The 26,177-nt window shown below is 56.5% G+C and carries 22 protein-coding genes and 1 pseudogene; 12 read left to right on the forward strand and 11 right to left on the reverse strand.

The window, feature by feature from the left end:
- The first annotated feature begins 36 nt into the window (after positions 1-36).
- The 3 genes from K7H08_RS10985 to K7H08_RS10995 are packed head-to-tail and all read left to right on the forward strand — an operon-like array spanning position 37 to position 2,881.
- Positions 37-1,173: a 2-aminoethylphosphonate--pyruvate transaminase gene (locus K7H08_RS10985; protein WP_231657923.1), complete on the forward strand. Its 1,137-nt coding sequence runs from the start codon at positions 37-39 to the stop codon at positions 1,171-1,173.
- On the forward strand, positions 1,173-1,991 hold the full coding sequence (gene phnX, locus K7H08_RS10990) for a phosphonoacetaldehyde hydrolase (RefSeq protein ID WP_231657924.1): 819 nt from the start codon (positions 1,173-1,175) through the stop codon (positions 1,989-1,991). Before K7H08_RS10985 ends, phnX begins: the two co-directional genes overlap by 1 nt.
- Positions 1,988-2,881 carry an EamA family transporter gene (locus K7H08_RS10995; RefSeq protein ID WP_231657925.1) on the forward strand — a complete coding sequence of 298 codons (894 nt, stop codon included), beginning with the start codon at positions 1,988-1,990 and terminating at the stop codon, positions 2,879-2,881. The genes phnX and K7H08_RS10995 overlap by 4 nt, the downstream gene beginning before the upstream one ends.
- A gap of 7 nt (positions 2,882-2,888) precedes the next feature.
- Here K7H08_RS10995 and K7H08_RS11000 read toward each other — a convergent pair whose 3' ends face one another.
- The 4 genes from K7H08_RS11000 to K7H08_RS11015 form a co-directional block, all read right to left on the reverse strand.
- On the reverse strand, positions 2,889-3,632 hold the full coding sequence (locus K7H08_RS11000) for a sulfite exporter TauE/SafE family protein (RefSeq protein WP_120386236.1): 744 nt from the start codon (positions 3,630-3,632) through the stop codon (positions 2,889-2,891).
- A gap of 111 nt (positions 3,633-3,743) precedes the next feature.
- Entirely contained in the window at positions 3,744-4,547 is an 804-nt protein-coding gene (gene iolB / locus K7H08_RS11005; protein WP_038478807.1) for a 5-deoxy-glucuronate isomerase, read from the reverse strand.
- 86 nt (positions 4,548-4,633) lie between these two features.
- The gene (gene iolG, locus K7H08_RS11010; protein ID WP_038478804.1) at positions 4,634-5,629 is read right to left on the reverse strand and encodes an inositol 2-dehydrogenase; all 996 of its coding nucleotides are present in this window, start codon (positions 5,627-5,629) and stop codon (positions 4,634-4,636) included.
- A gap of 37 nt (positions 5,630-5,666) precedes the next feature.
- The gene (locus tag K7H08_RS11015; RefSeq protein WP_038478801.1) at positions 5,667-6,536 is read right to left on the reverse strand and encodes a MurR/RpiR family transcriptional regulator; all 870 of its coding nucleotides are present in this window, start codon (positions 6,534-6,536) and stop codon (positions 5,667-5,669) included.
- Positions 6,537-6,775: 239 nt separating this feature from the next.
- Here K7H08_RS11015 and K7H08_RS11020 point away from each other — a divergent pair, with 239 nt between their 5' ends.
- The 9 genes from K7H08_RS11020 (at position 6,776) to K7H08_RS11060 (ending at position 18,230) form a co-directional block, all read left to right on the forward strand.
- Positions 6,776-7,726 carry a sugar ABC transporter substrate-binding protein gene (locus tag K7H08_RS11020; protein WP_038478799.1) on the forward strand — a complete coding sequence of 317 codons (951 nt, stop codon included), beginning with the start codon at positions 6,776-6,778 and terminating at the stop codon, positions 7,724-7,726.
- A gap of 54 nt (positions 7,727-7,780) precedes the next feature.
- The gene (locus K7H08_RS11025; RefSeq protein WP_038478796.1) at positions 7,781-8,911 is read left to right on the forward strand and encodes an ABC transporter permease; all 1,131 of its coding nucleotides are present in this window, start codon (positions 7,781-7,783) and stop codon (positions 8,909-8,911) included.
- 1 nt (position 8,912) lies between these two features.
- Positions 8,913-9,800, forward strand: coding sequence for an ATP-binding cassette domain-containing protein (locus K7H08_RS11030; RefSeq protein ID WP_038478793.1), 888 nt, complete (start codon positions 8,913-8,915; stop codon positions 9,798-9,800).
- Between the two features lie 9 nt (positions 9,801-9,809).
- Positions 9,810-10,607, forward strand: coding sequence for a TIM barrel protein (locus tag K7H08_RS11035; protein ID WP_231657926.1), 798 nt, complete (start codon positions 9,810-9,812; stop codon positions 10,605-10,607).
- A gap of 90 nt (positions 10,608-10,697) precedes the next feature.
- Positions 10,698-12,656: a bifunctional 5-dehydro-2-deoxygluconokinase/5-dehydro-2-deoxyphosphogluconate aldolase gene (locus K7H08_RS11040; RefSeq protein ID WP_231657927.1), complete on the forward strand. Its 1,959-nt coding sequence runs from the start codon at positions 10,698-10,700 to the stop codon at positions 12,654-12,656.
- A gap of 1 nt (position 12,657) precedes the next feature.
- Positions 12,658-14,505 carry a 3D-(3,5/4)-trihydroxycyclohexane-1,2-dione acylhydrolase (decyclizing) gene (iolD, locus tag K7H08_RS11045; protein ID WP_231657928.1) on the forward strand — a complete coding sequence of 616 codons (1,848 nt, stop codon included), beginning with the start codon at positions 12,658-12,660 and terminating at the stop codon, positions 14,503-14,505.
- 86 nt (positions 14,506-14,591) lie between these two features.
- On the forward strand, positions 14,592-15,494 hold the full coding sequence (gene iolE / locus K7H08_RS11050; RefSeq protein WP_231657929.1) for a myo-inosose-2 dehydratase: 903 nt from the start codon (positions 14,592-14,594) through the stop codon (positions 15,492-15,494).
- 36 nt (positions 15,495-15,530) lie between these two features.
- Positions 15,531-17,033 carry a CoA-acylating methylmalonate-semialdehyde dehydrogenase gene (locus K7H08_RS11055; protein WP_231657930.1) on the forward strand — a complete coding sequence of 501 codons (1,503 nt, stop codon included), beginning with the start codon at positions 15,531-15,533 and terminating at the stop codon, positions 17,031-17,033.
- A 75-nt stretch (positions 17,034-17,108) separates the two neighbouring features.
- A complete protein-coding gene (locus K7H08_RS11060; protein WP_038478774.1) occupies positions 17,109-18,230 on the forward strand; it encodes a Gfo/Idh/MocA family protein in 1,122 nt (373 codons plus the stop codon).
- A gap of 102 nt (positions 18,231-18,332) precedes the next feature.
- Here the strand turns inward: K7H08_RS11060 and mgtE are convergent, their stop codons facing one another.
- From mgtE to K7H08_RS11095, 7 genes and pseudogenes are all read right to left on the reverse strand, one after another.
- On the reverse strand, positions 18,333-19,688 hold the full coding sequence (gene mgtE, locus K7H08_RS11065; RefSeq protein WP_038478771.1) for a magnesium transporter: 1,356 nt from the start codon (positions 19,686-19,688) through the stop codon (positions 18,333-18,335).
- Between the two features lie 204 nt (positions 19,689-19,892).
- The gene (locus K7H08_RS11070) at positions 19,893-20,267 is read right to left on the reverse strand and encodes a YbaN family protein (protein ID WP_038478769.1); all 375 of its coding nucleotides are present in this window, start codon (positions 20,265-20,267) and stop codon (positions 19,893-19,895) included.
- Between the two features lie 121 nt (positions 20,268-20,388).
- Positions 20,389-21,090: pseudogene (locus tag K7H08_RS11075) on the reverse strand (ATP-binding cassette domain-containing protein); the annotation flags it as partial.
- 53 nt (positions 21,091-21,143) lie between these two features.
- Entirely contained in the window at positions 21,144-22,184 is a 1,041-nt protein-coding gene (locus tag K7H08_RS11080; RefSeq protein WP_231657932.1) for a FecCD family ABC transporter permease, read from the reverse strand.
- Positions 22,181-23,050 (reverse strand): heme/hemin ABC transporter substrate-binding protein, encoded by an 870-nt coding sequence (locus K7H08_RS11085; protein ID WP_231657933.1) that lies wholly within the window; start codon positions 23,048-23,050, stop codon positions 22,181-22,183. Before K7H08_RS11085 ends, K7H08_RS11080 begins: the two co-directional genes overlap by 4 nt.
- On the reverse strand, positions 23,047-24,135 hold the full coding sequence (locus tag K7H08_RS11090; protein WP_231657934.1) for a ChuX/HutX family heme-like substrate-binding protein: 1,089 nt from the start codon (positions 24,133-24,135) through the stop codon (positions 23,047-23,049). The genes K7H08_RS11085 and K7H08_RS11090 overlap by 4 nt, the downstream gene beginning before the upstream one ends.
- A 31-nt stretch (positions 24,136-24,166) precedes the next feature.
- The gene (locus K7H08_RS11095) at positions 24,167-26,140 is read right to left on the reverse strand and encodes a TonB-dependent receptor domain-containing protein (protein WP_231657935.1); all 1,974 of its coding nucleotides are present in this window, start codon (positions 26,138-26,140) and stop codon (positions 24,167-24,169) included.
- Positions 26,141-26,177 lie beyond the last annotated feature (37 nt).

The following is a 26,177-nucleotide window of genomic DNA, read 5'->3' on the forward strand; positions in this document are numbered from 1 at the left end:
CGTCTAATATTTGCTTATAATCTGGTATAGACCAAAATGATGAGTCATTCACAAGTGCCTTACCTCTTAACCCCAGGGCCACTAACCACCTCCCAGGCGACCAAAGCAGCCATGTTGCGTGACTGGGGCTCCTGGGATGATGATTTTAACCGTGTGACTGCCGATGTGCGTGCGCAACTGCTTGCCATGGCCGAGGCGACAAGCGACGTCTATGCCTGCGTGCCGATGCAAGGCAGCGGCACGTTCGCTGTTGAAAGTGCGCTGGCCTGCGCAACCAACCCCAACGGCAAGGTGTTGGTATTAATGAACGGCGCTTACGGCAAGCGGGCTGCTCAACTGCTCGATATGATGGGCCGCCGTTATGTGACGCTGGACAAAGGTGACTACCTACCACCGCAACCCGACGAAGTGGCGGCACTGCTACAGCAAGATGCTGAAATTACAGCAGTGTTTCTAGTTCACTGCGAAACCAGCTCCGGCATTTTGAACCCGCTGGAAGCCATCGCTGAGGTGGTACGCGCCCACGGAAAAACGCTGATCGTTGACGCCATGAGCTCGTTTGGAGGCGTACCGATCAGTCTGACAACAACCCCTATTGATGTGCTGATTTCCTCAGCCAATAAGTGCATCGAAGGCGTACCGGGCTTTGGTTTTGTGATCATTCGCCAGACGCTACTTGCTGCTGGTCAGGGGCGAGCCCACTCGCTGAGTCTGGATTTACACGCCCAGTGGGACTACATGGAACGCACTGGACAGTGGCGCTTTACTCCGCCCACGCATACGGTGGTGGCCTTTCAAGCGGCGCTTGCCCAGCACCGGGAAGAAGGCGGCGTGATGGGGCGCTGCACACGTTATACCCATAACCGTAATGTGCTGGTAAAAGGCATGCGAGCGTTAGGCTTCAGCACGCTTTTAGAAGATGAGTGGCTATCGCCGATTATCACCACTTTTTTGAGCCCTACCGACCCTGCGTTTGAATTTAAGACGTTCTATGCAGCGTTGAAGGCGCGTGGCTTTTTGATCTACCCGGGCAAGTTAACTGACGTCGAAAGTTTTCGCATCGGCTGCATTGGCCAATTGGATGCGGCGGTGATTGAACAGTTACTCAGCGTTATTCAAGACGCCCTAACGAATATGGGTGTTTCTCTCTTCACTGAATCAAGGAGTGCCTGATGCACTATCAATCTCCTCAATGTCTGCAGGCGGTGATTTGTGACTGGGCGGGTACGCTGGTCGATTTTGGCTCCTTCGCCCCGACCCAGATATTTGTCGAAGCCTTTGCCGAACTGGGTGTGGCGATCAGCCTAGAAGAAGCACGCGGCCCGATGGGCATGGGCAAATGGGATCATATCCACACGCTGTGCAATCAGCCTGAGATAGCCGAGCGCTTTCTCCAGGCAGTCGGCCACCTGCCGACTGATACCGATGTGACGGCGCTTTATGAACGCTTTATGCCGCTGCAGATTGCCAAAATTGCCGATCATTCGGCGGTGATTCCTGGGGCGCTTGATACGCTCACTTGGTTGCGAGGGCAGGGGCTGAAAATAGGTTCCTGCTCTGGCTATCCAGCCGTGGTGATGGAAAAGGTGGTGGCGCTAGCCGTCGATAGCGGCCTGCAGGTGGATCATGTGGTGGCCACCGATGAAGTGCCCAACGGTCGCCCACACCCCGCCCAGGCGCTGGCCAATGTCATTGCGTTAGGCATCAGTCATGTTGCTGCCTGTATCAAGGTGGACGATACCGCCCCCGGCATCCTTGAAGGGCGCCATGCAGGAATGTGGACGGTCGCACTCACTTGTTCAGGCAACGCCTTGGGGCTGAGTTATGGCCAGTATCAAGCGCTAAGCGATAGCGAACGCCGTGCAGCCCATGAGCGCGTGGCCGCTCAATTTGCTCCCTCAAAACCGCACTACAGCATTGCCACTATCGCCGAACTGCCAAGCGTTGTGGATGCCATTAATGCCCGTTTACAGCGAGGAGAGCGGCCTTGAGCCCAGCCGCACTGGTGTTAGTGCTGTTTTCGGTGTGTATGCATGCTGGGTGGAACGTGTTGGGTAAGCGCAACGCACCATCGCTGGCTTTTTTTGCCTTGGCTTACGGGGCAGGCGGTGCATTGTTGCTGCCGCTGGTGTGGCTGGGGCCATCATTAGCGGCGCTACCAAACGCATTTTGGGGATGGCTGGCGCTTTCAGGGCTATGCCAAATGCTCTATATGGCTGGCTTAGCCTGGGCCTATGCACGTGGGGAAGTCAGTGTGCTTTATCCCATCGCTCGGGCGCTGCCAGTGGTGCTTGTGCCGCTCGTATCCATTGCGCTGCTCGGCAACCGCACGCTGGATGTGGCGGATGGCATTGGCATGGCCTTGGTGGTGGCGGGGGCGCTCTGCCTGCCGCTAAGCCATCCAGAGGCGCGCAGACTATCTACCTACTTAACACCAGCCATGGGGTTTGCACTGTTGGCAGCCGCCGGCACGGTGGGCTATTCGCTGATAGATAAGCAGGCACTGGCGTTGATGCAGCTAGCAGGCCATAGCAGTTTAACCGCTGGCGCGGTGTTTATGGTGTTACAAGCAGTGATGACCTTAACCTGGGCGATTCCGCTGCTGATGCTGCTACCCGCAGAGCGTCGCCGGTTGCCTGCCATCCGCCAGCAAGGGCTAGTGATGCTGGTCGTCACAGGGCTGATGATGACCTGCACTTATGGCCTGGTACTCATGGCCCTGGCACTAACCGACGAAGTGAGTTACGTCGTGGCGCTGCGCCAGCTCTCCATTCCGGTGGGGGTATTAATGGGCGTGCTGTGGCTAAAAGAGCCTGCATCGATGGCAAAAGCCGCTGGTACATTGATCATGTTGAGTGGGCTTCTGCTGGTGGCACTTTAAGCACGCGCTAGCCGACCGCTTGCCAGACTAGGTTGATTCCCACCAAAAACATGGCCAGGATCACTAGACGGTAAAATAGCGCTTCGTTGACGCGGCTTTGCAGCCACAGCCCGTTGCGCACGCCGATCCAGGCTACCGGCACCAACAGTAGCGACGCCCAGGCGCTTGTTACGTTGACTTCGCCAAGCCACATATACGGGCCGAGCTTGATGACATTCACCACCGCATAAATGACCGTGCAGGTGGCTATAAAGGTCTCTTTAGAGAGTTTGCGTGGCATCAAATAAATGTTCAGCGGCGGTGCGCCTGCATGGGCAATAAAGCTGGTAAACCCACAAACGCTGGCGGCAGGCAGCGCCCAGCGGGTGGAAATCGGCTTCTTCGCGACAGGCTTCAGCAACATATACACCGCAAACACAACGGAGATTACGCCCAGCACCAATCGCACGCCTTCATCACTTAAACTTCCAAACAGCAGTGTGCCAACTACCACGCCAATGACTAACCCCGGCAAAAACCGCCATACCTCGGCGTTTGCCTGCTTGCCCCACCATGCTTTTAGCGCAAATACATCCATGACTAGCAAGAGGGGTAGTAACAAGCCTGCTGCTTGGGTAGGGCTAATCGCCAGTGCCATGAGTGGCACCGAGAGCGTGCCGAAACCGCCCGCGAAACCACCTTTTGAAACGCCAGTCAGGTAAACAGAAAATACAATCAACACCCAAGCGATGGTGGAGTAATCGGGAAGCATGGCAAGTCCTTGGCAACCAGTCGTTGAAAAGCCTAACGCGAAAAGCCCCGCATTAGCGGGGCTATACAGCATAGCATTGGATAAATGTTAGCAGGCAAATTGTGCCGCCCGTTAGGCTTTCATTAACCACTCATGGTCGGGGTCGTTGTGAAATTTCCACGCCCGCTTGGGCCCCGCCATGACATTTAAGTAGTAGAGCGAGTAGCCATGGGAAGCGCCCACAGGATGGTAGCCCTTGGGTACCAACACGCAGCAACCGTTCTCTACCGCCATGGTTTCGTCAAGGCTGCGGTCATCGGTGTAAACGCGCTGAAAGGCGAACCCTTGTTCAGGATTAATGCGGTGGTAGTAGGTCTCTTCCAGGTATGATTCGTGGGGTAAGTTATCCACATCGTGTTTATGTGGCGGGTAGCTCGACCAGTTACCCGCGGGTGTGAATACTTCAACCACCAGTAGGCTATCGGCGGGCTCGGTCTCCGGTAGAATATCGTGAACATGGCGGGTATTAGTGCCCTGGCCACGGGTGCTTTGCTTGATGTTGTCGGGAGCAATCAGTCTTGGGGCGTGATTGCCATGCCCAGGGGCAGCGCACACCGCAAGCTCTAAGTCCGTGGTCGCTTCCACCGCGTAGCTAACATGGTCAGGCAGATAAACCGCGTAGGGAGGGATCTGCTCAAAGATATCCATGCGCTTGCCGATGTCTTCAAAGCGGTGCTCGCCGCAGGTCACTGTGGCCCGCCCGGTGAGCAGCACCAGGCAGACTTCCTGGTCATCGCTGCTGGCCTCCAGGCGCTGGCCCTTGGCGAGTTTATGCACCCGAAAGCCAACGTGCGTCCAGCCAGCCGATTCAGGGGTAACGTCAATCACGGTGCCTTGGGCATCTGGGGCGGTGGGGCGTACCAGTAGTGAAGCCATATATCGCTCCTTCTGATGGCTAGCTGCTTGGTTGGCAGCTAGCCGTTGTCGATATGAAAGGTCTACACAGACCCGTCTGCGTCTGTTTAGACCGAGGCGTCGAGCAGGATTTTGCGACCTTCACGCAATGAAAGCTCCGCTGCATCGGCTAAGCGCAACGCCTCTAGGCCATCTTGGGCACCGGCGAGTGGCGCACGCTTCTCTTGCCAGGCGGCAACAAAGTCGCCAATTTCAAGTTGGTAGGCTTGGGCGTAGCGCTCCAGGAAGAACCACTTGGGTTTGTCTTCCACTTGGCCGGCTTCACCCGTAAAACGCAGTCGGGTGTCGCTCTCGTTCTGGGCCTGCAGCATGCCTTGGCTGCCAAAGGCTTCGATACGCTGATCGTAGCCGTAGCAGGCGCGCCGTGAGTTGCTGATTTGGCACAGCTTTCCACTGGCGGTCGTAAGGGTGACCATGGCGGTATCCACATCACCTGCCTCACCAATCGCTGGGTCAATGATGCTACTACCGACGGCAAAGACACTTTCAATAGGCTCATCAAGCAACCAGCGAGCCATATCAAGATCATGAATCATCATGTCGCGGAACAGACCGCCGGACTCAGCCACATACTCGGCAGGCGGGGGAGAGGGGTCGCGGCTAATAATCGTCAGCGTTTCAAGTGCGCCAATACGCCCTTCGGTAATTGCTTTTTTCAATGCAGCAAACTGTGGGTCGTGGCGGCGGTTAAAGCCTAATGCGCAGGTCACTGGGTGTTCGCTGAGTACTTGCAGAGCATCGCGCGTGCGCGCTAAATCCAGGGCGATAGGTTTTTCGCACAGAACCGCCTTGCCTGCACGGGCGGCACGCTCCAGATACTCCGCATGAGTAGGCGTGCTTGAGGCGATCAGTACGGCATCAATTTCATCATCTGCGAAGATTTCATCCACAGAGGCCGCTCGGCTAGCGTACTGCTCGGCCAGGGCTTCTGCGGCAGGCTGATGAAAATCAGCCACGGCAACCAGCGTAACGTTTGGGTGTGAATAAATGGCCTGGGCATGCACCTTGCCGATGCGTCCAGCGCCGATAAGCGCGAGTTTCATAAGCACTCCTATTTTGTTGTTGCTGTTGGCTTGGTGTTTATGTCTTACGTTTTTTAGTTGAGGCTTTTTCCAGGGCTTTGTCCCGGGATTTGTCTTGTCGCACGCCCAGGGCAATTGCCAAGGCTTGGGTTAAGCAGAGCGATGCAGTCAAGCCGCGAAAGCTTTTTACTTCTGCTTCGTTAACCACGAAGGCAACATCCGCGAAACGCGCCAGTGGGCTAAGGCTTGAATCGGTAATCACCACAATGGGTAGACCGCGCTGATGGGCGTCTTCGCAGGCTTTTTGGCTCTCTTCGGCATAGGGAGAGAAGCTGATGGTCAGTAGGGCGTCGTGTTGGCTCATCGCGCGCAGTTGCTCGCCGTACATCCCCCCCAAACCACTGACCAGCAACGCAGGTTTATCCACATGCGCCAGGGCATAGGTCATGTAGCTGGCGACCATGAAGCTGCGCCGTGCGCCCATCACATGAATCGCCTGGGCCTTTTCAAAAATATCCAGCGCCTTCTCTAGGCTCTCTGGATCAATACGGCTGGGTAGCTGCTCAAGCACGGCACGGTTGGCGTCAGCGAACTCCCATAATAGTTGGGTGCTATCGGGTGTTTCTCCGGTGGCGCTGCGTACCGCACGAATTCGTTCGGTGTAGTTAGGCAACTCATCGACTAGACGGCTGCGAAACAGCTGCTGCATTTCGGAAAAGCCCTTAAAGCCCAAGCTATTGGCCAAGCGAATTAAGGTGGATGGCGTGACATCCGCCTGTTCGGCAATTTTGGCCACGGTCGCTAAAGCAACTTCCTGAGGGTGATCAAGCATAAAGCGCGCGGTTTGCTGTAAGCGTTTGCTCAGTGTGGCGTACTCGGCGGTGATCAGCGTTTCCAGCTCACGATAGCTCTGTGGTGGTTGTGGCATACAAATTCCTTCGCGTTGGCCCATCTAGCACCCTTTTGCTTATGTACTAGTGGATATGCAGTACTGAGCAAAGTGACTCGTTGTTATGCAGTCTAGTTGATTGGAATAAATATTCCATTTATACCAAAGTATAGAATAAATAATTTGCAATAACTGATGTTTGGAATCTATATTTCATAACGCCAAGGCATTTAATGCCACTTCCCTACCAACAACGATAACGTTATGAGGAATTGTTTATGGCACGTCTATCTCAATGGCTTCTAGCCTCTGCCGCCACCACTGCATTAATTGCAGGTGTCGCCCAAGCACAGGAACCGGAACAAGAAGAGAGCCGTTTCGTCATGGTGACCCATGGCGTTCCCTCTGACCCTTTCTGGTCGGTAGTGAAAAACGGCGCAGAAGCCGCTGCTGAAACCGTCGGGGCTAGCTTGGAGTATCGCGCGCCCTCCACCTTTGATATGGCCAAGATGCAGCAACTTGTAGAAGCAGCAGTGGCATCTGGTCCGGATGGTTTAATCCTCTCTTTTACCGACGAAAATGCCCTGGGTGGCGCTGTCCAAAATGCTGTCGATAACGGCATACCCGTCATCACCATTAACTCCGGTGGTGACGTGGCAAGGGATTATGGTGCCCGGCTGCACATTGGGCAAAGTGAGTATGAGGCAGGTAAGCAGGCTGCTGAGCGCATGCAGGAAATGGGCGTCGAGAAAGGCGTCTGCGTTAACCATGAACAAGGCAACCAAGGACTTGACCAGCGTTGTGATGGTTTTGTCGATGGCTTCGATGGCAATGCTGAGCAGCTAGCGACCACTTACGACCCCACCAATATTCGCAATGCCATTGTCGCTTACCTTAACGAGAACAGTGATGTGCGTGGTGTGCTGACCTTGGGTGCATTGGCCGCTGACCCGATGATTCGGGCCATGCGTGAGCAGGGGGCAACCGATATGTTCACCCTCGGTACTTTTGATCTTTCACCCGGCATTTTGGAAGCCTTGGATGCGGGTGAGCTGGACTTCGCGATCGACCAACAGCAGTACATGCAGGGCTACTTACCTGTCATGTTCCTAGATCAGTTCGTCAAAAATGGTCTGCTGCCCGCAGGGGATGTTGCCACCGGCCCTGGATTTGTTACTCAAGAAAACGCGGCTCAGGTCATTGAGCTGAGTAGTCAGGGTATCCGCTGATAACTACCTAACCGGAAAAGGCTCGGCGGTGTCGAGCCCTGGGAGTCGATCGCTATGAATTCCACTGAAACGAAACCATCGGTTGCGCCAGCAGCGGCTGATCAAGACGAGCGTATCCAGAGAGTCTCTTTCTGGAAGAAAGCGCTTAATCGCCCAGAGTTGGGGGCGTTGGCCGGTGCCGTGTTGGTGCTTGCCTTCTTTATCGCTGCTTCCAGCGGCACCGGGATGTTTACCCCAGCGGGTATTATTAATTTTCTTGAAGTCGCCGCTCAGCTCGGCATTATCGCCACGGCGGCTGCGTTGCTGATGATCGGCGGAGAGTTTGATCTTTCGATTGGCTCGATGATTGGCTTGGCCGGCATTCTGATTGCTATCCCCGCGGTGGAGTATGGCTGGCCGCTATGGGCCGCAATTTTATTGGCGTTCGCCTGTGCGGGTCTGGTGGGCTGGATTAACGGTAATCTGGTCAATAAAACAGGCTTGCCGTCATTTATCGTTACCCTGGGCTTCCTGTTCATTCTGCGTGGCCTGGCTATCGGAACCAGTCGGTTGTTGACGGGACGTACTCAGGTGGGAGGAGTGCAGGATCATATCCCCGGAGATTGGTTTGCGGCGCTTTTCTCTGGAGAAGTCGCTACGGGCCTATTTAGCTGGATGGCAGCAAATGGCTGGATGGCGACCAACTTTGCGGGCAACCCCACGGTTACCGGTATTCCCGTCTCGATTGTCTGGTGGCTGGGCTTAACCGCTGTAGCGACTTGGGTGCTGCTGTGCACGCCTTACGGCAACTGGATCTTCGCTAGCGGTGGCGATGCCAATGCGGCACGCAACTCAGGCGTCCCCGTCCATCGCGTCAAGATTTCACTTTTTATGTTCACCGCTTTCTCCGCCACCATCTTTGCCTGCATACAGGTGATGGATACCGGCTCGGCGGACACCATCCGTGGCCTACTAAAAGAACTGGAAGCCATCATTGCCGTTGTCATTGGCGGTGCTTTGCTGACCGGTGGTTATGGGTCTGCCATTGGTGCAGCGCTGGGTGCACTGATCTTTGGCATGGTGCAAATGGGCATCTTTTACACCGGTGTTAATACCGACTGGTTCCAGGTTTTCCTCGGCGTGATGTTGCTGGTGGCGGTGCTATTCAACAATTACATGCGCAAAAAGGCGATGGAGGCCAAATAACATGACCACACGTACGCCAATGATTGAAATGCGCAGTGTCAGCAAACACTTCGGCAGCGTTATCGCCTTAAGTGATATCTCAATGCAGGTCTACTCCGGTGAGGTTATGTGCCTGCTAGGGGATAACGGTGCTGGCAAGTCAACGTTGATTAAAACCCTTTCCGGTGTTCACCAGCCCACCCACGGCGAAATGCTACTGGATGGCAAACCTGCTCGTTTCAAGTCCCCAGCTTATGCATTAGACGCTGGTATCGCGACCGTTTTCCAGGATCTGGCAATGGTGCCGTTGATGTCGATTACCCGTAACTTTTTTATGGGGCGCGAACCGACGGTGGGCTGGGGGCCTTTAAAGCGAATTGATTGGAAATATGCCGACCGGGTTGCCAAAGAGGAAATGTCCAAAATCGGTATTGATGTACGCGACCCAAGCCAGCCGGTGGGCACGCTGTCCGGTGGGGAGCGCCAGTGTGTGGCGATTGCCCGTGCCGTCTACTTTGGTGCCAAAGTGCTGATTCTGGATGAGCCCACGTCCGCGCTTGGGGTCAAGCAGGCGTCTGTTGTACTGCGCTACATTGCCAAAGCCCGCGCAGATGGCCTTGCAGTTATCTTTATTACCCACAATGTCCACCATGCTTACCCAGTGGCGGATGCATTCACCCTATTATCACGCGGCGGTAGTTTGGGCTCCTTCCGCAAAGAAGAAGTCAGTCGCGAAGAAGTGCTCAACATGATGGCGGGTGGCGCTGAGCTTGAAAGCCTGGATGCAGAGCTTGCGGAATTCCAGCGGGAAGATAAAGCCAAGAAGGCCAGCTTAGCCGACCAAGACACTCAACCTGCCGATGCAAGCAGCACTGAACTCTCTTCACCGCGAACGGCGAACGGCTATTAGGGAGCCATGATGAATAAACCTACTCCATCATCGCCGTTCACGCTGGCCGTCTGCGCTGAAATGGTGTTCCGCCACTTGCCCGTGTTGGAGCGTGTTAAACGTATTTCTGAACTGGATTTTCAAGTCGAAATCTGGGACTGGACGAAGCACGACATTGACGCACTGGCCAATAGCGGGGCGACGTTTTCATCCATGACCGGCTATGTCACCGGCACCCTGGCAGATGCCACCGGGGCAGATGAAATGCTACGCACCGCCGCTGAGTCGGTTGAGGTAGCAAAGCGCCTTGGCATTCCGCGCCTTAACCTGCATGGCACCGGGCTAGATAGTAATGGGTTGCCCGTTCAGCCTTGCCAGCAGATGACGGGCGCTATGTGGCTCAAAGCCCGCGACACGCTCAATCGGCTTGCAGATCTTGGCGAGAAGAGTGACGTCACCTTCGTGCTTGAAAACCTCAATACCGAGGTTGATCACCCCGGCGTGCCGTTTGCTCGCTTGGAAGATGTTCTAGCACTGGTGGAGAGTGTTGATCGGCCCAGCTTGCGCATTATGTTGGACGTTTATCACGCTCAAATTGGCGAAGGTAATCTGATTGAATTGATTCGCCGCTGCGGGCCGTACATTGGTGAAGTGCAGGTAGCCGACGTGCCTGGGCGCTGCGAACCGGGGACTGGCGAGATTAACTACCCGGCCATTGCTCAAGCGCTGAACGACATAGGCTATCGCGGCACGGTGGGGTTAGAAGGTTGGGCCTCTGGCGATGACGGCCTCGCCCTTGATCGATTCCGTGCTGCCTTCTCATTTTAGGTAAGCCTCATCGATAGCCACCCAAGACGCTTTTATGCCCAGTGCCCTCTTTTGCCCGATACCACGAATTTGTGACGTGGGGAGACATTTATGCTGAATAACAATAGTCAACACCGGCCGCTTGACCTGATTTGCCTGGGACGTGTGGCGGTCGACCTGTACGCCGAGCAGATTGGCAGCCGTTTAGAAGACGTGGCGAGCTTTGCCAAGTACCTAGGTGGCAGCTCGGGCAATATGGCTTACGGCACCGCTCGTTTAGGATTGAAGTCTGCCATGCTCTCGCGGGTCGGCGATGAACAAATGGGCAATTTTGTTCGCGAGGAATTAGCACGAGTGGGGGTGGATACCTCCGCGCTACAAACCGACCCCGAGCGCCACACCGGCTTGGTACTGCTGGCGTTAAAAGATCGCGAAAGCTTCCCGCTGCTATTTTACCGCCGCGACTGTGCCGATATGGCCATCGACGCCGACGCCATCGACCCTGAATTTATCGCCCGGGCCAAGGCGCTGGCGATTACCGGCACCCATCTTTCTACCGATACCACTCGCCGGGCGTGCCGCAAAGCGCTGGACGCCGCCGCCCATCATGGCGTGAAGCGGGTGCTGGATATCGACTACCGCCCAGTGCTGTGGGGGCTGACCAACCCTGGTGATGGTGAAACCCGCTTTATTTCGGATGCAACCGTGACCACCGACCTGCAGCGCTGGCTGGCGGATTTTGATCTAATTGTCGGTACCGAAGAGGAGTTTCATATTGCCGGTGGCAGCACGGACACCTTAGCGGCTTTGCGCACGGTACGTGAGGTTAGCGAAGCCACTCTGGTATGCAAGCTGGGGCCCATGGGCTGTGTCGTGTTTGAAGGCGCTATTCCTGACCGCATTGAAGACGGCATTCTGGTCAAGGGCGTTCAGGTCGAGGTGCTCAATGTACTGGGCGCTGGCGATGCCTTTATGAGTGGCTTGCTACGCGGCTGGCTGCGCAATGAACCCTGGCAAACCAGCGCCGGTTACGCCAATGCCTGTGGCGCGTTGGTGGTCTCCCGCCACGGCTGTGCCCCCGCCATGCCCACCGAAGACGAGTTATTTGATTACTTGGCGCGCCGGGGTGAGGTACCCCGTCCGGATATTGATCAACGCCTTAATCATCTGCACCGCGTCACTACCCGGGTGCCTAGTCAGTGGCCCGAAGTGTTGGGGTTGGCATTTGACCACCGTCGCCAGCTCACCGATATGGCCCGCGAAGAGCATGCCGACAGCGTGCGGTTGCCAGCACTCAAAAAACTCTTGGTCACCGCCGCTGAAGAGGGCGCCAAGCTGGGCGGCATCTCCACTCCCGCTATCCTGGTTGATGACGTGCTGGGTCAGGACGCACTCAATCATGCCAGTGGAAAAGGCTGGTGGATTGGTCGACCGGTAGAGCTTCCAGGCTCACGCCCGCTGCGTTTCCAGCATGGCGATGACTTAGGTGCCTGCCTACGCAACTGGCCTAGAGAACAGATCATTAAATGCTTGGTGTTCTACCACCCTGACGATGAAATCTCACTGCGCCTAGAGCAGGAGGAGCGGCTGCGCCAGCTCTACCAGGCGGCCTGTGCTTATGGGCTGGAGTTGCTAATTGAGATAATCCCTCCCGCTGATATGCAAAGCGATAACACGACGCTACCGCGCAGCCTTCAGCGACTCTACAACCTAGGCATTCGCCCAGACTGGTGGAAGCTACCCTCAATGACGGATGTTGCCTGGCAGGCAGTGGGCGAGACAATTGAGCGCGAGGATGCATACTGCCGCGGGGTTGTACTGCTCGGGCTCGACGCCCCTATGGACGACATGAAACGCGGCTTTGAAGCAGCAGCCAATCATGCCTGCTGTAAGGGTTTCACCGTTGGCCGCACGCTATTTGCTAGTGCGAGTCGTGATTGGCTGGCCGGGCGTATCGACGACGCTAGCTTGGTAGCGCGAGTCGCCCAAAACTATGCCGAGCTGATAAAGGCGTGGCGGCAACTAAGGCAGGCGCAGCCGCAAACGCTGGCCCACACGGAGGAGGCGTAAGATGAGCACCATTCGACTCACCATGGCCCAGGCGCTGGTCAAGTATCTCTCCGCTCAGCGTATTGAGATAAATGGCCAAGAAGTGGCGCTGTTTGAAGGCGTGTTTGCGATTTTTGGTCATGGCAACGTGGCGGGGTTAGGCGAAGCGCTTTACCACGTGCAAGACGAATTGCCGACCTTTCGTGCCCATAACGAACAGTCCATGGCCCACGCGGCGATTGCCTTTGCCAAAGCCAATGGCCGCCAGCGCTTAATGGCCGCGACCAGCTCCATCGGCCCGGGGGCGACCAATATGGTGACCGCCGCGGCGCTCGCTCATGCCAACCGTTTGCCGATCCTGCTGCTGCCGGGGGACACCTTTGCCACCCGCGAACCGGATCCGGTGCTCCAACAAGTGGAGCATTTCGGTGACCCTACGATTAGCGTCAACGACTGTTTCCGCCCGGTGTCGCGCTACTTCGACCGGATTAATCGCCCAGAGCAACTGCTGACCAGCTTGCCACAAGCGATGGCTACGCTTCTGGATCCTGAACACTGCGGCCCTGTAACCCTGGCGCTGCCTCAGGATGTACAGACCTTTGCCTATGACTACCCAGAGGCTTTTTTTGCCCCCAACGTGCATCGCATTCGTCGCTCGCCACCGGATGCATACCAGCTAAGCCAAGCCATTACCGCGTTGCAGCAGGCTAAATGCCCGCTGATCATTGCCGGTGGCGGCGTGCATTACGCCGCTGCCTGCGATGCCCTGGCCGAGTTTGCCAAAACACGCGGTATTCCGGTGGCTGAAACTCAGGCCGGAAAAGGCGCACTGGCCGATAGCCACCCCTGTGCCGTAGGTGCCATTGGGGTGACCGGTAGTGCAGCTGCTAACCAATTGGCGGAGCAGGCGGATGTCATTCTGGCGGTGGGCACGCGTTTGCAGGACTTTACCACTGGCTCTCGGGCGCTGTTTGAAAGCAGCGATAAAACACTTATCGCCCTTAACGTTGGCCGTTTCGATAGCTTGAAGCATCAAGCGTTACCGCTTAGCTGCGATGCTTTGATCGGGCTGGGGCAACTCGACGCAGCGCTGGGCGAGTGGCGCGGTAGCGATGAATGGCGCGAACAAACCGGCACTCGCAAACGCGAATGGGCCGAAATAGTGCGCCGTGTAACCGCAGATCAAGGGCTAGCGCTGCCCACCGATGCTCAGGTGATCGGTGCAGTTAATCGCCAAGCTGGCAGCGATACTACCGTGGTCTGCGCTGCCGGTGGTTTGCCCGGCGAGCTGCACAAACTCTGGCAATGTTCGGGCCCTGGCAGCTACCACGTTGAGTACGGTTTCTCCTGCATGGGCTATGAAATTGCCGGCGGGCTGGGCGTCAAGATGGCTAAACCTGACAACGAGGTAGTGGTGCTGGTCGGTGATGGCAGCTACCTGATGCACAACTCGGAGCTGGCGACCTCGGTGATGCTGGGCCACAAGCTGACTGTGGTGGTGCTGGATAACCGCGGTTATGGCTGTATCAACCGCTTGCAGCACGCCACTGGCGGCGCGGGGTTCAACAACCTGCTGCAAGATTGCCGCACCGTCGAGGCTGGTGCACCCAAAACCGATTTTGCCGCCCACGCCAAAGCGTTGGGCTGTGAGTCTGAATCAGTGAGCGGCATTGCGGAACTGGAGCAGGCGCTGGTGCGTGCTCGCAGCGCCTCCTCGACTTATGTGATTGCTCTGGATACTGACCCATTGCCCAGCACCCAAGAAGGCGGTGCCTGGTGGGAAGTAGCCGTGCCCGAGGTTTCCGAGCGCGAAGCGGTCAATAAAGCCTATCAAGGTTACCGCAAGGCTAAGCAGCGCCAGGCCCGCTAATCGAATGCAGAACATCAGAGAGTCGGCGATAGGGTAAAGCGCCCTAACGCCAAAAATACTCAGACAAAAATGACAAGGAATACGCTATGCCGACGGTTACTTTAGGCATCAATCCGCTCACCTGGACCAACGATGACTTGCCCAGCCTGGGTGGCGCAACACCGCTGGAAACCTGTTTGAAAGAGGGTCGCGAGGCAGGCTTTAGTGGTTTTGAATTAGGTAACAAGTTTCCCCGCACGCCCGACGCCTTGAATCAGGTGCTTAGCGCCCACGACTTGGCGCTTGTGTCGGGCTGGTACTCTGCGCAGCTGTTGGAACGCACGCCTGAAGAAGAGATTGACGCTATTCAGGATCACATGAACCTGCTCAAGCAGTGCGGCGCTAAGGTAATGGTGCTATGTGAAGTTACCCACTGTGTACACGGTGATCAGGAGCGCCCGCTCTCCCAGCGTCCGCACCTTTCCGAGCAACAGTGGCAGCGCCTGCTGCATGGTCTTGAGGTGGTGGGTGATTACCTGAAATCCCAGGGCATTCAACTGGTATATCACTACCACCTGGGCACGGTGATCGAAAGCCAGGCCGACGTTGAACGCTTAATGGATTACACCGGCGAAGGCGTGGGGCTACTGCTTGATTTTGGTCATCTGCGCGGTGCAGGCGGCGACCCGCTCGCCATCGCCAAACGCTACAGCCAACGTATCCACCATGTGCACTGCAAAGACCTGCGCTTTCCGGTGCTGGACGCAGTGCGCAACCGCGACAAAAGCTTTTTAAACGGCGTGCTAGACGGCCTGTTTACGGTGCCGGGGGATGGCGATGTAGATTTTCTGCCCGCCTTAACCCACCTGTGCGAACAGGGCTACCAGGGTTGGTTAGTGGTTGAAGCCGAACAAGACCCCGAAGTCGCCCATCCGTTGACCTATGCTCGCCTGGGGTATCGCAACTTGCGCCAACTTGCCGAGCAGGCAGGTTTCGACATTGCCAGCTAAACAGTGCCAGTCGCCGCCTTTTAATCAGGAGCTTGTATGAAGACGTTATCCCATTATCTTAATGGTGAGTTCTCCACCGGTCAGAGCCAGCGCACTGCGCCGGTTTATAATCCGGCCACCGGCGAACAAAGCGCCCAGGTAGCGCTAGCCACCGCCGATGAAACTCGTGAAGCCGTGCGCATCGCCGACGAAGCCTTTGCCGGCTGGTCAAAAGTCTCGCCGCTAAAGCGCTCGCGCATCTTGTTTAAATTTAAAGCGCTGGTCGAGGAGCACACCGATGAGCTGGCGCGACTTATCTCCAGCGAACACGGCAAGGTGTTTTCAGACGCCAAAGGCGAAGTGACCCGCGGCCTGGAAGTGGTTGAGTTTGCCTGCGGCATTCCCCACCTGCAGAAGGGCGAGCACTCCATGAACGTCGGCACCGGCGTTGATAGTTACTCGATGATGCAGCCGCTGGGCGTGTGCGCCGGTATCTCGCCGTTCAACTTCCCCGCCATGGTGCCCATGTGGATGTTCCCCATCGCTTTGGCCTGCGGCAACACTTTCGTCATGAAGCCTTCGGAAAAAGATCCCTCTACGCCGCTGCGCTTAGCTGAGCTACTTAAAGAGGCGGGCCTGCCGGATGGTGTCTTTAACGTCATCAATGGTGATAAAGAAGCGGTAGATGTGCTGCTCACCGATGAGCGTGTTCAGGCGGTAAGTTTTGTGGGTTCCACACCCATCGCCGAGTACATCTACGCCACGGCATCAGCACATGGCAAGCGTGTTCAGGCGCTGGGCGGGGCTAAAAACCATATGGTGATTATGCCCGATGCGGATCTCGATCAAGCCGTGGGTGCCCTGATGGGCGCGGCCTATGGCTCAGCAGGCGAGCGCTGTATGGCGATTTCGGTGGCCGTGCCTGTGGGCGAAGAAACCGCTAACCGCCTGCGTGAAAAGCTGGTGGCTGAACTGGATAAATTGACGGTCGGGCCTGGCTTGGTTGATGGCCCTGATAACGATATGGGGCCGCTGATCACCCGCGAGCATCGCGACAAGGTGGCGGGCTATATTCAGGTTGGTGTGGATGAAGGCGCAGAGCTCGTGGTCGACGGTCGCCAGACAACGGTTGATATCGCAGGCGATGGCTACTTTATTGGCGGCACTCTGTTCGATCATGTGACGCCAAAAATGCGTATTCACTCCGAGGAGATCTTTGGCCCGGTGCTGGCGATTGCTCGCGTGGCCAGCTTCGACGAAGCGGTCAGCATGATCAACGCTCATGAATACGGCAACGGCACGGCAATCTTTACCCGCGATGGCGATGCCGCGCGCCAATACTGCGAGCAGATCCAGGTCGGTATGGTGGGGGTTAACGTACCGATTCCGGTACCCATGGCGTTCCACAGCTTTGGCGGTTGGAAACGTTCACTGTTTGGCCCGCTGCATATGCACGGCCCCGACGGCGTGCGTTTCTACACTCGCATGAAAACCATCACACAGCGCTGGCCCAGCGGCATTCGTGAAGAGACCAACCACTTCACCATGCCGACCATGTAAGCAGTCTATGGGGCACGACATCATTCAACGCCGGGCCCAGCCCGGCGTTATTGTTTTAGAACAGGGATAACCACAATGAAAACCCTCAAGATTGGTCTAATCGGCACCGGTTTTATGGGCAAAGCCCACGCCATTGCCTTTAATGCAGCATCCAGCGTTTTTGAGCTGCCCGCTAAGCCCGTTTGCGAACTGCTGGCGGATGTCGACCTCGCCACTGCGGAGATCCGAGCAAGTGCTTGGGGATTTGCCCGTGCCACCGATGACTGGCGCGCCTTGGTAGAAGATAGTGACGTGGACGTGGTGGATATCTGCGCGCCTAACTTCCTGCATAAAGAAATGGCGCTGGCCGCTATCGCCGCTGGCAAGCATGTTTACGCTGAAAAGCCGCTGGCGCTGAGTACGGCAGACGCCGACGAGATGGTCGCCGCGGCTGAAAAGGCGGGCGTCAAAACCCTGGTAGGCTTTAACTACATTCGCAATTCTGCCACCCAGTTGGCTCGTCAGATTGTTGCCAGCGGTGAAATTGGTGAGCTGATTCACTTTCGTGGGCGGCACAATGAGGATTACCTGCTCGACCCGCACAAGCCCCATGACTGGCATACCAAGCGGGCGACCGCTGGGGCCGGTGCGTTAGGTGATGTGGGGTCGCATATCCTCAATATGGCCGAATTTTTAACCGGGCAGCGGATTAGCGAGGTTTGCGGCCAGCTACAGACTGTCATCCCCTCTCGGCCCAATGCCGACGGGAGTGCTATGGCTGCGGTGGAAAACGACGATCAGGCCCAGGCCATGCTGCGGTTTGATAAAGGGTTAATCGGCAATATCGAAACGTCTCGGGTGGCGGCTGGTCGCAAAATGGGCTTGGCCTACACGCTAACGGGCACCAAAGGTGCCATTGTGTTTGATCAAGAGCGCATGAGCGAGCTGCAGCTGTATCGCCACGGCGATGCCCACGGCAGGCGTGGGTTCACTACGCTGTTAGCAGGCCCGGAACATCCCGACTATGCCGCGTTCAGCCCCGCACCAGGGCACGGTCTGGGCTATAACGATCAGAAAATTATCGAGGTGCGCGACCTAGTGGAGGGCATCATCAACCACCGCCCCCTCTATCCTGACTTCCGCGAAGCCGCGCGGGTGAATCGTTTGATAGATGCGATTGAGTCCTCAGATAAACAAGGTATGTGGGTAGCTGTATAAAGTTACACAGCTAAATCATTGAGCTATTTTCACGTGATTAGCTATTAAAGCAGGCCCACTGGCACTGAAACGGCAGGTTCAGCGTCAGTGGGTGCCTTCTGATCACAAAATAATCAGCGTGGCTAGCCCCAGGAACGTCATAAAGCCGACCACATCAGTAACGGTGGTTAAAATGACGGCACCTGATAATGCGGGATCTATTTGCAATCTTTTCAGCACTAAGGGAATCAGCACGCCTGATAAATTAGCAAGGCTCATATTCACAAAGATGGCCAACGTAATCACCAGCGTAATCAGCGGATCGCCGAACCACAGATAGGAAATACCACCAACGACGAGTGCCCACACCAGGCCGTTACTCATCCCCACCCACATCTCTTTGTTATAGAGCCACTGTTTGTTATTACCGGCGAGCTGACCGAGCGCTAAACCGCGTATCACCACCGTGAGGGTTTGGCTGCCCGCAATCCCGCCCATACTCGCGACCACCGGCATCAGGATGGCTAGCGCTACAATTTGGTCCAGTACCTCTTCAAACTGCCCAATTACGAAGGCCGCTAAAAAGGCCGTGAGCAGGTTAATACCCAACCAAATGCCGCGGCTCTTTGCGCTGCGGAGTATCGGGGTGAAGACTTCTTCTTCGTCGCTGACGCCCGACATGTGCTTTAACGTCATGTCTGCATCATCTTGGGTGATTTCTAATACATCAGCAGCGTTCAACTGGCCTACTAACAACCCGTCGCTATCGCAAACAGGGACAAAAGGCAGCTCTTTAGAGCGGAGCAGTGCGGCAGCCTCGCTTACCTTCATCTGATCATTAAGTGTGAAGGGGGCAACCATATACTCATCAACGACGCTCTCCTGTGGTTGTTTGACTAGATCAATGAGCGTCAGCGTGCCTAACAGGCGCTTATCCTTGTCGGTAATCATAATCTGTTGTGACTCATCGTCGAGCAGGTGATGAATGCGGATATAGCGCTGTACGGCTTCCAGCGATACGCCCTGTTTTACATTGACCGTCTCTGGGTCCATGTAACGACCGACCACGTCATCTTCATAAGAATGAAGGTTCTCAACCTGGGCGCGGATCTCTTGATCTAAGCTGGCATAGACAGTCGTTTTGATCTCTTCGTCGGCGACGTCGAGAACTTCAGCCACTTCCTGAGCATCTAGGCCTTTAACGATTTGTTCTACATCGCTGGCAGAAAGGTCTTCAATATAGTCGGCACGAATATCTTCATCGACTTCGGCGAGCACTTCACCGAGCAGTGCTTCCGGAATGTGCTCCCACAATCGGTCGCGAGTTTTGGTTGGGAAAGACTCAAGCGTGCGCGCAATCGATAAAATATCGAGTTCAGTAAACAGCTCTCTTAGGGCGGCGGTATCTTCCTCATCTAACCGTTTTTGAAGATAGAGCAGTTGCTCCTCTGAATTTGTGTATTTTTCCTCATCGCGCATAGAGTCCGTCCTTATTGGAAGCTTAGTGTTAAAGAAGTGCAAACTCCTGGCGGCTCGCTTTATGAATGTTATAGACAGGTAGGGTTGAAAGCCATGGCGGTATTGTGATGCAAGCACACGATATACCAGCCCATATCGAGCCCAAGCAGCTCTACCTTTAGAAGTGGCTATCACCTCACTAAACGATGAACTATCCAGTCACACTTAACCATGAGAAGAAGGCTCTGGCCGGGTAGCCAGCCAAAGTGCAATCAGCATTAGGAGAGCCACCACTGCCCCGCTTAACCAGCCAGGCCCGAGTGACCAAACGGTGATTATCGCACTCAACGCTATCGTGCAAACGGCAAAAATCTTAGCGCGCTTGGGTATGGCGCGTTCCTGTTCCCAGGTAACCAGCAGTGGCCCGACATAGTGGCGCGAGCGAATCCAGGCTTCAAAACGTGGAGACCCCCTTGAGGCACAGTAAATAGCTATTAGCATAAACACGGTGGTCGGCAATAGGGGCAGAAAAATGCCTAATACGCCGATGCTAAAACTCATCCCTGCCAGCATTACCCACATGAGGCTGATCAGTCTCATTCTTGCTCCCCAATTGGCACACGGTAATGCATATATTGCCCGTTACGTACGGATAAGTATGGACTTATATGAAGGCTTTGCCACTCTGCGGGATAGAGCTCGTTGGCTGCTGACCGTTATCTTAAGGCGTTAGGGCGAGAAGAGGGGCTGCAGCGTTACGGCTATTGATAGGCAGCAGCTCTACGTCATAAACCTCCGCGATGGTGGCGGGGTCAAGCACTAGGGCGGGCGAGCCGTGAGCAATACGCTGACCTTGATGTAACAGCCATACCCGGTCGGCGTAGGTGCTGGCGAGATTGAGGTCGTGCAGCACGCAGACAATCGCCATATGGTGCCGTTCTGCCCAGGCGCGTAGTTGACGCATTAAGCGCTGCTGCTGGCCGATATCGAGTGCGCTAGTGGGTTCATCCAGCAGTAAAAGGCCGCCATCTTTGGCGGTAGGTGAGCGCCGTGAGAGTAGCTGACAGGCACCTCGTGCAATCATTACCCGTTGGCGTTCGCCGCCAGAGAGTGAAAGTACGCTGCGTTTAGCTAAATGCGTCAGATCTAGGTCATGCAGCAGTTCCGCAATCAGTGCATTGCTGGGGTTGCTGCCTAAGCTCATTAGCTCAAAGGTTTGCCAATCAAAGCCGGGCAATTCTTGCTGGGCGACCAGCGCCCGGCGATTGGCAAGCTCGCTGATTGGCCACTCACTCAGGCGTTTTCCATCCAGATGTAGCTCGCCCTGTTCACAGGGGCGAAATCCCGACAGCATGCTGAGTAGTGTGCTTTTGCCCGCGCCGTTGGGGCCAACAATGGCGAGTAGCTCACCAGGGCGAAGGGTGCCATCCAGAGGCACGATTGAGGGCGTGGTGGTAAAACCCGCCTGATGTAGGGTTAGCATGCCCGGTTCCGACGCATTAGTAGGTAAAGAAAATAGGGGCCGCCCAGTAGGCTGGTTAATAGCCCGACGGGGATTTCGGCTGGAGCGCCGAGGGTGCGCGCCAGGGTGTCGGCGACCACTAGCAGTAGTGCACCGCCTAACATAGAGGCGGGTAGCAGCAGGCGATGGCCAGGCCCGAGCCAAAGTCGCAGGCAGTGGGGGACGAGCAAACCAAGAAAGCCAATCACGCCGGTAAGTGCGACGCACAGCCCTACACCCAGCGAGGTAGCAACGACCACGCGGCGTTTTAAGCACGTTGCATCCAGTCCTGCCGCATGGGCGGTAGATTCGCCTAGCTGAAGTAGGTCAAGCTCACGAGCGCTGCGTATTAACAGCCATAGGGCAACAGCAATCAGGGCAAGTGCTACGGCGGTGGTGCGCCACAGAGCGTTGGTAAGCGTGCCCATTCCCCATAAGCTGAGCTGACGAAGTTGATCGTCGCTGGCAATAAACGCCAGTACTCCGCCTCCAGCGCCTGCTAACGTGTTGATTGCTAAGCCTGCTAGTAGCAGTGACATGACGGCGGCACTGCCACCCCCTTGGCGCTTGGCAATGCCAAACACCACTAAGCAAACACTAAGCGCACCGAGAAAGCCCGCTGCAAACTGGCCGTAAAGGCTACCGGCAGCGCTGCCCTGAAATAGCACAACCCAAAGTGCCACGAATAACCCCGCACCACTGGCAAGGCCTAACAGCGTTGGGTCGGCCAATGGGTTTCTAAATAGCCCCTGCATGGCGGCACCACTGCCCGCCAGCATCGCCCCCACGGCAACTCCCAGAAGTAGGCGCGGTAGGCGTAGCTGCCACCATACTTGGACACTGAGCTCATCTGCGCTGCCATTAATGAGCGCCCAGGGCGACACACCTAACGCGCCTGAAGCAGCACCCCAGCCAAGGGCGATCAATAACGCCAGGGTAAGGCCACTTAACACTCGTGCTGTTCGACTAAGCGGTAACAAGGGGCGATAACGGTCATGGGAAGCGCTGGAGATCATCGGCTGACCTGCTCTGTACCAAGCAGTGCTTCAATGTTCTGGCGCAAGGTAAATAGCTGGTCAGGCGTGCGGGGGCCAAAACCGAGCAGTGCCTGATCATCAATCACAATAAGCCGTTGTTCGCGTCCTGCGGGCGTTAAGCGCATCCCCGGTAACTGCCAGAGCGCGTTTTCACCGCCCAGAGCGTCCAACCCCCGTTGGGACATAATCACCAGCGCAGGTGCTTCTTTTGCCAGCGCCTCTGCGGCAACGCTTTGATAGCCCGCCATATCGCCAAAAGCATTGTCGAGGCCAACGGCATCCAAGGCTATATGGGCGGCGGTGTCGCTGCCGGCAACCCGCGGTGTTAGGCCACTATGGTGAAGAATAAACATTGCACGCGTATCAGGCAGCGGGGGAAGAGCCGCCAAGCGCTCAAGCGTCGCGGTGAGTGAGGTTGCTAACTCGTCACCCCTTTGTTGGCGTTGCGTGTGCTGAGCCACTGTGCGGACTTTCTCGGCAATCGAGGAAAGGTCAGCAGGGGCATCAATCACATCAACCGTTACGCCCACGGCCTCTAGCTGTTCCAACACTTCTTTCGGGCCGGAATGTCCCGCTGCTAACACACGATCCGGCGCCACTGAGAGTACGCTTTCTGCCGACAGCTGGCGCAGGTAGCCTACCGAGGGCAGTTCGGCCATTTCGGGCGGGTGGAGCACCGTATCATCGCGGGCAACGACCTCGATATCCGCGCCAAGCGCGGCGATGGTTTCAGCGATATCGCCGCCCAGAATGACCCAGCGTTCGTTGGCTAGCGCCCCTCCAGTGGTTAACCAGCCAATCAGTAGCGCGGCAAACGACTGGCATGCGAAGCGTGTGACATTCATGCCACGGCCTCTTGGTTACCGAGTTCATTCAGTAACTGCCGCCACTCGGGACGCTCCACGCGACCTTCCTGGCGCTCAGCGTAAATTTGCAGCACCAAAGAACCCTCTGCATCAAAGGCTTCTACACTGGTGACGCCACCGTCGCGGTTAGGCTTGCTGACCTGCCACACTTGCTCAATGGCGGTGTCATTAAGGTGCAGCGTGAACTGCTCGCCAAACAGGTTCAGCCAGCCGCGGGCGCGCTGAGGTTCAGGTAGTGTGCCAGTGCGAATTTGCACGCAGCCAGGACTGGCCACGAACAGCATCAGTGGCAGTGCGCGCTGACTTGCTTTGGTTAACAGATTTTCCAGGGCATCGACGGGCAGCGCGCGAGTATAACGGCCTTCCATTAGCTGGTTGGCTTCCAGACGCTCTAGATGGTGGCGCTGAAGCAGGGCGAAAAATTGGTGCACATCACGCATCGCCGCCCACTCGCTGGCGAGTGTCGGCGCTTCAGGAAGAGCACGCTTTAAGCGGGGCGCGCTTTGGGTAAACGCGGGGGTATCTATGGTGCCTAGGGCAGCTAATGCGCCCCATGGGCGGGGCAGCGGATTTTCCAGCGCAAAGCTTTTGTGAATGGCACAGCCATGCTGATTGAAAATTTGCAGGCTCCAGCGCCACTGACCTTGTTCACTCTCCGTTGGCAGGGGGGCGCGGTTAGAGCCATGGATAGGAGCATGAATAGGGTCGCGGATTAGGCAGGCCCAGTGCCAATGGGAATACAGCAACCGTAAATCTAAGCCACCTGGGTCAAGCAGCAAGCCGGTTTGCGGCCCGCCATCCAGGTCAGGGTAATCACCGGTTTGCTCGAGCACGGCTAAACGAGAGCGGGTGAGCGCTTTGACTCGGCCTAACAGGGGGAGGCGAGCCGCAAGGTCTTTCGGCGCGAGGGGCAGCGTCCATACGTCACGGCCTAAGCGCGCGGCCTGAAGTTCGCCTTCACTGATTGATAAGCGCTCGGCAATATCAATCGCTGGCAGGCGAGGCTGTGCTGCTCGTGCTGCGTCAAAGGCTTCAAGAATTGCGATCTGCTGGGACTCAATCATACGTCACCTCTAGGCTTAACATTGCAAGGAGTTACCACTGCCAGTTGAGGGTGGCGAACAGGCTACGTCCGTCGCCCAGACTGCCATCGGGCCGATACCACACTTTGTCGCCGAGGTTGGCGAGGCGCAGCGCGGTATCAATAGCGGGGGTGATTTGCCAAGCAAGGTGGATATCGTGCAGCCCATAGCCTGGCAGGCGTTCATCGTCGCCCTGTTTGTCGAACGCCTGAGCAAAGCGGCCCTGCCAGCCGATCCGTACAGCGCTGTTATAAAGTGCAACATCACTGCCCAGCGTCATTTCCAGGGGTGTTTGGCTACCCAGAGCCTCACCGCTGTCGCGATCTTTGCCGGATACCTCTGAAAGACCTATGAAGCTGGTTAGCAGCGGGAATGCGCTAGGTTGCCAAGTAAGTCGGGCGTCATAGCCCCATAGCTGAGCACGCTGCACGTTTACGGCTTGAGTTGTGCCCGCCATGATATCGACCTGAGTGTCAATGAAGTCGTCTGCACGAGTGTCGAAGTAGCTGGCGCGCGCCTGCCAGTCGCCCTGGTGCCATACCACACCGCTTTCCCAGGTGCGGCTGGTTTCAGGCGACAGGTTAGGGTTGGGAATCCAGTAGTTGTCGGGCGTACAGAAAAATGGTCCTGCGCAGAAACCGGCAAAGTGGCGCTCGTTAGCGTAAAGCTCGGAAAGACTGGGTGCGCGGAAGGCTTCGGCGTAGCCGGAGAACAGCATCAAGGTGTCGTCGGGCCGCCAGGCAAGGCGGAAGCGCGGCGACACTTGGTCGTGCACGCTGTCGGCATCGTTTTGACCGCTGGAGTCATAGCGGTCGTAGCGAGCGCCTATGCCAACGTCAAACTCCCCCGCGCCGCCTTCAGCCAAGTAGCTACCGGCAGTGAGGGTCGTGTCTAAATATGCCGCTTGGGTATCAATATCTGCGTGGGGGAAACCATTCGCTTCACCGTCAGGCCGTTGGCGAGCCTGCTCCAGCTCTGCGCCAAACACCAGCGTTTGTGAAAGCCAGCCATGGTCGATGCTGTGATAGCCATCGCTCTGCAGGCCGATCCGCTCAAGGGTACGGCTAGCCTGGGGCTCGTCGATATCCTGTTGGCTAAAGGTAAGCTGTGAGGTGATTTCAGTGGCACCACTCGGTTGCCAGCGGTGGCCAAGTTGTACGTTATTACTCTCAACATCACGATCGCGTAATGGGTTGCTAGCGCTGGTGGATAGCTGCTGCGGATTAGCGGGTTGGGTGGCGCGCTCATCATAGTGCTGCCAGCTAATAAACACCCGTTGGTCGTCGCTTGGTTCCCAGCCGCCTTTCAAAAGCAGGCTATTGAGGCTGGCATCTTCTACTGCTTCATCACCGCCCGCGCGACGAATATCGCCGGACTCGCTACGGCCCACAGAAAATAGCCCATCCACTTGCCCATTAGCCGTGTCGCGGCGGCCAAACGCCGTCAGGCTGCCGCGTAGCTCGTCGTTAGCTGTTGCCCCGCCCAGGGAAAGGCGTGCGCCGCTATCTTCACCTGGGGCTAATAGGTCGCTGGCCTCGACACTGGTAAAGCTAACAACGCCGCCCATGGCATTGCTACCGTACAGACTGGAAAGCGAGCCACGGGCAATCTGCACCTCTTGAATCAGCGCTGGGTCGAGGAAGAAGTTGCCCACATGGCCAGTGGAAATATCCTGGCGAACACCGTCCAGGCGCACCAGTACACCATTTCTGCCGAAGCCACGCATACTCAGCGTTTGGCCGTTACGGCGCCCTTGGCCAGCAACATGCAGGCCAGGCTGGCGGCTCAGCACGTCTTCAACGCGGCTCGCGGTGGCAAGCGTTGCATCTTGGCGGTCGATGATGTCGATAATCAGCGGTGCGCGGGACAGATCCGTCGGTGCTCGGGTACCTGTGACTGTGAGGGGGGCTAAGCCCGAGTCATTGGCGTTGGCAGGCAGAAGAGGGAGTAGGGTAAGGCAAAAGCCTAACGTGTGAGTTGGTTTCATGGGCCAGACAGTTCCAGCAGAAAGTGATGGATAATGT

Origin of the sequence: Halomonas sp. IOP_6 (assembly GCF_021151565.1) — a bacterium.
Taxonomy (GTDB): domain Bacteria; phylum Pseudomonadota; class Gammaproteobacteria; order Pseudomonadales; family Halomonadaceae; genus Vreelandella; species Vreelandella alkaliphila.